Source organism: Akkermansia sp. N21169 (assembly GCF_029854675.1).
Lineage (GTDB): Bacteria > Verrucomicrobiota > Verrucomicrobiia > Verrucomicrobiales > Akkermansiaceae > Akkermansia.
Window position 1 is genome coordinate 1 of sequence record NZ_JARWNC010000007.1, and the last position, 5,874, is coordinate 5,874.

Here is a 5,874-nt window from a genome sequence, read left to right on the forward strand (position 1 = left end):
CGGCACCCCAACCGAGGGGATCACGCCGAAAGGGCAGACCCGCAACGACCCGGAGCTTGAAGAAAGCGAGAGGGACGGAGGGCTGGCCGGCCGGGTGAGAGCGAAGGAAAAGGTTCCGAAAAAGGGGCGCTTGTCCGGAGCGGAGAGAAGCTTGTCAAAGGGAATGACTTCCGAAACGCCGAGATGCGAGGGGTTGAGCGAGCCGCGAGGTGAGCGAGATTTCGAGCACAAGGACAACCTGTCTGAGAGGGAGCGTTTGGAGGAGGAAATGGGGAAGGGAAGGTCGTGACGCGCGCCGTGCTTGTTTTCAGCGAAGAAGCCAGGGTTGAGATTCCTTGGTGTAGCGAAAGGGCATGGCGCTGACAGAATCCAGGAAATGGATCCTGTTGGTCCAGCAATTTCAAATAGATAGATTATTTGATGGAGAGTTTGATTCTGGCTCAGAACGAACGCTGGCGGCGTGGATAAGACATGCAAGTCGAACGGAAGAATGCTAGCTTGCTAATATTCTTCAGTGGCGCACGGGTGAGTAACACGTGAGCAACCTACCTTCGAGTGGGGGATAGCCCCGGGAAACTGGGATTAATACCGCATGAGGTCGAAAGATCAAAGCAGCAATGCGCTTGAAGATGGGCTCGCGTCCTATTAGTTAGTTGGTGAGGTAACGGCTCACCAAGGCGATGACGGGTAGCCGGTCTGAGAGGATGTCCGGCCACACTGGAACTGAGACACGGTCCAGACACCTACGGGTGGCAGCAGTCGAGAATCATTCACAATGGGGGCAACCCTGATGGTGCGACGCCGCGTGGGGGAAGAAGGTCTTCGGATTGTAAACCCCTGTCATGTGGGAGCAAGCAGCAATGTTGATAGTACCACAAGAGGAAGAGACGGCTAACTCTGTGCCAGCAGCCGCGGTAATACAGAGGTCTCAAGCGTTGTTCGGAATCACTGGGCGTAAAGAGTACGTAGGCTGTTTTCTAAGTCAGGTGTGAAAGGCAGGGGCTCAACCCCTGGACTGCACATGATACTGGGAGACTGGAGTAATGGAGGGGGAACCGGAATTCTCGGTGTAGCAGTGAAATGCGTAGATATCGAGAGGAACACTCGTGGCGAAGGCGGGTTCCTGGACATTAACTGACGCTGAGGTACGAAGGCCAGGGTAGCGAAAGGGATTAGATACCCCTGTAGTCCTGGCAGTAAACGGTGCACGCTTGGTGTGAGGGGACTCGACCCCCCTCGTGCCGGAGCTAACGCGTTAAGCGTGCCGCCTGGGGAGTACGGTCGCAAGATTAAAACTCAAAGAAATTGACGGGGACCCGCACAAGCGGTGGAGTATGTGGCTTAATTCGATGCAACGCGAAGAACCTTACCTGGGCTTGACATGTAATGAACAACATGTGAAAGCATGCGACTCTTCGGAGGCGTTACACAGGTGCTGCATGGCCGTCGTCAGCTCGTGTCGTGAGATGTTTGGTTAAGTCCAGCAACGAGCGCAACCCCTGTGGCCAGTTACCAGCACGTTATGGTGGGGACTCTGGCAAGACTGCCCAGATCAACTGGGAGGAAGGTGGGGACGACGTCAGGTCAGTATGGCCCTTATGCCCAGGGCTGCACACGTACTACAATGCCCAGAACAGAGGGGGCCGAAGCCGTGAGGCGGAGGAAATCCTGAAAACTGGGCCCAGTTCGGACTGTAGGCTGCAACCCGCCTACACGAAGCCGGAATCGCTAGTAATGGCGCATCAGCTACGGCGCCGTGAATACGTTCCCGGGTCTTGTACACACCGCCCGTCACATCATGGAAGCCGGTCGCACCCGAAGTATCTAGAGCCAACCGCAAGGAGGCAGGGTCCTAAGGTGAGACTGGTAACTGGGATGAAGTCGTAACAAGGTAGCCGTAGGGGAACCTGCGGCTGGATCACCTCCTTTCTATGGAGAAAAGACAGGGGCGAGAGTTCCTGTCCAGGTCGATCCCGTTCTTTAGGGGACGGGAAAGCCGGGACCGCAAGGGCCGGCAACGATATTACAAGATGTGTAAGAAAAAGAAGTCCTTGAAGCGCAAGCGCAAGGCAAGTACGACGTGCGTGACGACCTTTCCTGTAAAAACCAACCCGTAACCGGATCCAATTGGGGGTATAGCTCAGTTGGTAGAGCGCCAGCTTTGCAAGCTGGATGTCCGGGGTTCGAGTCCCCGTGCCTCCACCACCCCAAACCTCGTAAAGCCCTTGAAAGGTAGGAAGTTTAAGGAAAAAGGCATGTAAGGAAGACTTGGCCTATAGAGAAAACCATGGGCCTGTAGCTCAGTTGGTTAGAGCACGCGCTTGATAAGCGCGGGGTCACAGGTTCAAGTCCTGTCAGGCCCACCATATAAAGACAAGCCGGCTCATAAGCCCGGAGAAGAAAAGAAGCGAAGCGAAGATTGACATCCGCGTGGCAAAAGGGTTCTTGTACCTAGGAGAAAGTCGTGAGACATTTTCAAAGGAGATCAAGAAAACCCTGAAGTGGGAAACTACAAAACACATATTGAATAACACGCAAGCATACAAGATTTAACAGTATCATCACATGGGGACTTGCTTTCCTTTCTGAAGGAATGGAATCAAGAAACCAAGGGCGTACGGTGAATGCCTTGGTGCCGACAGGCGAAGAAGGACGCGATAAGCTGCGAAAAGCCTCGGGGAGCTGCAAATGAGCTACGATCCGGGGGTATCCGAATGGGGTAACCTAACCGGGGGAAAGCCCGGTTGACGTTGTCTGAATACATAGGACAACGATCGCGAGACCCGCTGAAGTGAAACATCTCAGTAAGCGGAGGAAAAGAAAGAGAAATCGATTCCGTAAGTAGTGGCGAGCGAAAGCGGAAGAGCCCAAACCGAAAGTACTTCTTTCGGGGTTGTAGGACCACGCCATGATCGATCATGAAAGATAGCAGAACAGTTTGGAAAGACTGGCCGGAGAGAGTGAAAGCCTCGTAAGCGAAATCTTTTGTGAGATCTAGTGGACTCCTGAGTAATACACCACACGTGGAACGGTGTATGAATCCGCGCGGACCACCGCGCAAGGCTAAATACTAGTCGGCGACCGATAGTGAACAAGTACCGCGAGGGAAAGGTGAAAAGAACCGCTGTGAGCGGAGTGAAATAGAACCTGAAACCGTATGTCTACAAAGTGTCAGAGCAGCGCAAGCTGCGATGGCGTGCCTTTTGTTTAATGAGTCTGCGAGTCAGTGTCTGTGGCAAGACTAAGGGCTTCCGGCCCGGAGTCGAAGCGAAAGCAAGTCCGAACAGGGCGGTTTTTAGTCGCAGGTACTGGACCCGAAGCGGAGGTGACCTACCCTTGGCCAGGTTGAAGCGTCGGTAAAACGCCGTGGAGGACCGAACAGGTGAACGTTGAAAAGTTCTCTGATGAGCTGAGGGTAGGAGTGAAAGGCTAATCAAACCCCGTGATAGCTGGTTCTCTTCGAAATGCATTTAGGTGCAGCGTTACGTGCTGATGTGCGGGGGTAGAGCACTGACAAGGCTAGGGGGCACACCCGCCTACCAACCCTTATCAAACTCCGAATACCGCACAATGGAGCGTAGCAGTGAGACAGTGGGGGATAAGCTTCATTGTCGAGAGGGAAACAACCCAGACCAGCAGCTAAGGTGCCCAAACAACGTTGAGTGGAAAGGATGTGGGATTACACAGACAGTGAGGATGTTGGCTTAGAAGCAGCCACCATTTAAAAAATGCGTAATAGCTTACTCATCGAGTGATCCTGCGCCGAAAATGATTGGCGATGAAACGTTGTACCGAAGCTCTGGATTTCTCCCGCAAGGGAGGAGTGGTAGAAGAGCGTTCCGTGTGCGTTGAAGGGCGATGGCGACTGACCCTGGAGAGCACGGAAGTGAGTATGCAGACATGAGTAACGTTAAGCCGGGTGAAATCCCCGGCCGCCGTAAACCCGAGGTTTCCAGGGCAACGAGATTCGTCCCTGGGTTAGCCGGGACCTAAGCCGAGGCCGAGAGGCGTAGGCGATGGACATCAGGTTAATAATCCTGAGCTTCCGACCCTTAAACTGGGGGGACGCATGAGTAGAGATGGACAGGTTATTGAATTCCGAGGCCGGTTTACGGACTGGCCGCACCATCAAAGCGAGTGCCAAGAAAAGCCCCAGCGTATGCTAAGGAACCCGTACCGCAAACCGACACAGGTGGGTGGGTAGAATATACCAAGGCGCAAGAGTGAACTCTGGTTAAGGAACTCGGCAAATTAGCCCCGTAACTTCGGAAGAAGGGGTGCCTGCAGAGATGCAGGCCGCAGAGAAATGGCCCAACCGACTGTTTATCAAAAACACAGCACTCTGCAAAGACGCAAGTCGAAGTATAGGGTGTGACACGTGACCAATGCCGAAAGATTAAGGCAAGGTGTTAGCCGCAAGGCGAAGCTCTGAACCCAAGTCCCGGTGAATGTCGGCCGTAACTATAACGGTCCTAAGGTAGCGAAATTCCTTGTCGGGTAAGTTCCGACCTGCACGAATCGTGAAACGAGTTGGGCACTGTCTCAACCAGACGCTCAGTGAAATTGTAGTGGCGGTGAAGATGCCGCCTACCCGCAGAAGGACGGAAAGACCCTATAGACCTTAACTGTAAGCTGTCATTGTTTCTTCGGTCTCAATGCTCAGAGTAAGTGGGAGACGTTGAAGCCGGCCTTTAGGGGCCGGAAGAGTCATCAATGAGACACCACCCTTTGAGACTGGAGAATCTAACGCTGAGCCGTGAAACCGGCCAGGGGACCGTGTCAGCCGGTCAGTTTTACTGGGGCGGTATCCTCCCAAAGAGTAACGGAGGAGCGCGAAGGTTGGTTCAGCGCGGTTGGCAACCGCGTGACGAGTGCATGGGCATAAACCAGCCTAACTGTGAGACCGACAAGTCGATCAGATGCGAAAGCAGGCCCAAGTGATCCGGCGGTAGAAAGTGGAATTGCCGTCGCTCAACGGATAAAAGGTACCTTAGGGATAACAGGCTGATCACGCCCAAGAGTTCATATCGACGGCGTGGTTTGGCACCTCGATGTCGGCTCGTCGCATCCTGGGGCTGGAGAAGGTCCCAAGGGTCCGGCTGTTCGCCGGTTAAAGCGGCACGCGAGCTGGGTTCAGAACGTCGCGAGACAGTTCGGTCCTCTATCCTCTGTGGGCGTTGGAAAATTGAGGGGTTCAGACCTTAGTACGAGAGGACCGGGTCTGACGCACCACTGGTGCACCGGTTGTATTGTCAAATGCACGGCCGGGTAGCTAAGTGCGGAAGGAATAAGCGCTGAAAGCATCTAAGCGCCAAGTCCCTCCCAAGATGAATTTTCCCCATAGGAACGTGGAAGACGACCACGTTGATAGGTCGCAGGTGGAAGCGCAGCAATGTGTTGAGCCGAGCGATACTAAACTCCGAAAGACTTGATTCCTCCCTTTTAGGAAAGGGAGCAATCCTCATGTGAAGGTATTGTGAAGAAGCCTTGCATGGTATGAAAGAGTGGAAAGTAAGACCCATAACAGCAGAAACACCCCGCCACGCGGATGTCAGGCTTCGAGCCCGGCTTCCTCCCCTTTTTCCCTTGCCTTCGCGTCCAAAACAGAAGAAGATCAATCCCCATCATCCCCCCCCCGAGAGACCCCCGGGCAGGCAGAACGGACACCCCTCCCCAGAAAACGGGAGCCTCCGCCCTGAAGCCCGGTGATCTTAGCCCAGTGGTCCCACCCGGTCCCGTTCCGAACCCGGCAGTGAAACGCTGGCGCGCCGATGGTAGTGAGAGTATAGCTCTTGTGAGAGTAGGTCGTCGCCGGGATTGATCATGAAGCCCCGCCTTGTCACCATGCAAGGCGGGGCTTCTCTGTTTATACTC

The 5,874-nt window shown here is 54.2% G+C and carries 1 protein-coding gene, 2 tRNA genes and 3 rRNA genes; all 6 read left to right on the forward strand.

Features of this window, described 5'->3' with window-relative positions; genetic code table 11:
* Positions 1–289, forward strand: a 289-nt coding sequence (locus tag QET40_RS00080; protein ID WP_280125132.1) for a hypothetical protein, incomplete at its 5' end; no start/stop codon positions are given.
* A gap of 128 nt (positions 290–417) precedes the next feature.
* Positions 418–1,929: ribosomal RNA gene (locus QET40_RS00085) — 16S ribosomal RNA — on the forward strand.
* 200 nt (positions 1,930–2,129) lie between these two features.
* Positions 2,130–2,205 (forward strand) — tRNA-Ala (locus QET40_RS00090).
* Positions 2,206–2,289: 84 nt separating this feature from the next.
* Positions 2,290–2,366: transfer RNA gene (locus tag QET40_RS00095), tRNA-Ile, on the forward strand.
* Between the two features lie 231 nt (positions 2,367–2,597).
* A 23S ribosomal RNA gene (locus QET40_RS00100) occupies positions 2,598–5,436 on the forward strand.
* A gap of 265 nt (positions 5,437–5,701) precedes the next feature.
* A 5S ribosomal RNA gene (gene rrf / locus QET40_RS00105) occupies positions 5,702–5,817 on the forward strand.
* The 16S, 23S and 5S rRNA genes sit together here with 2 tRNA genes alongside, the layout of an rRNA operon.
* The last annotated feature ends 57 nt before the right edge of the window (positions 5,818–5,874 follow it).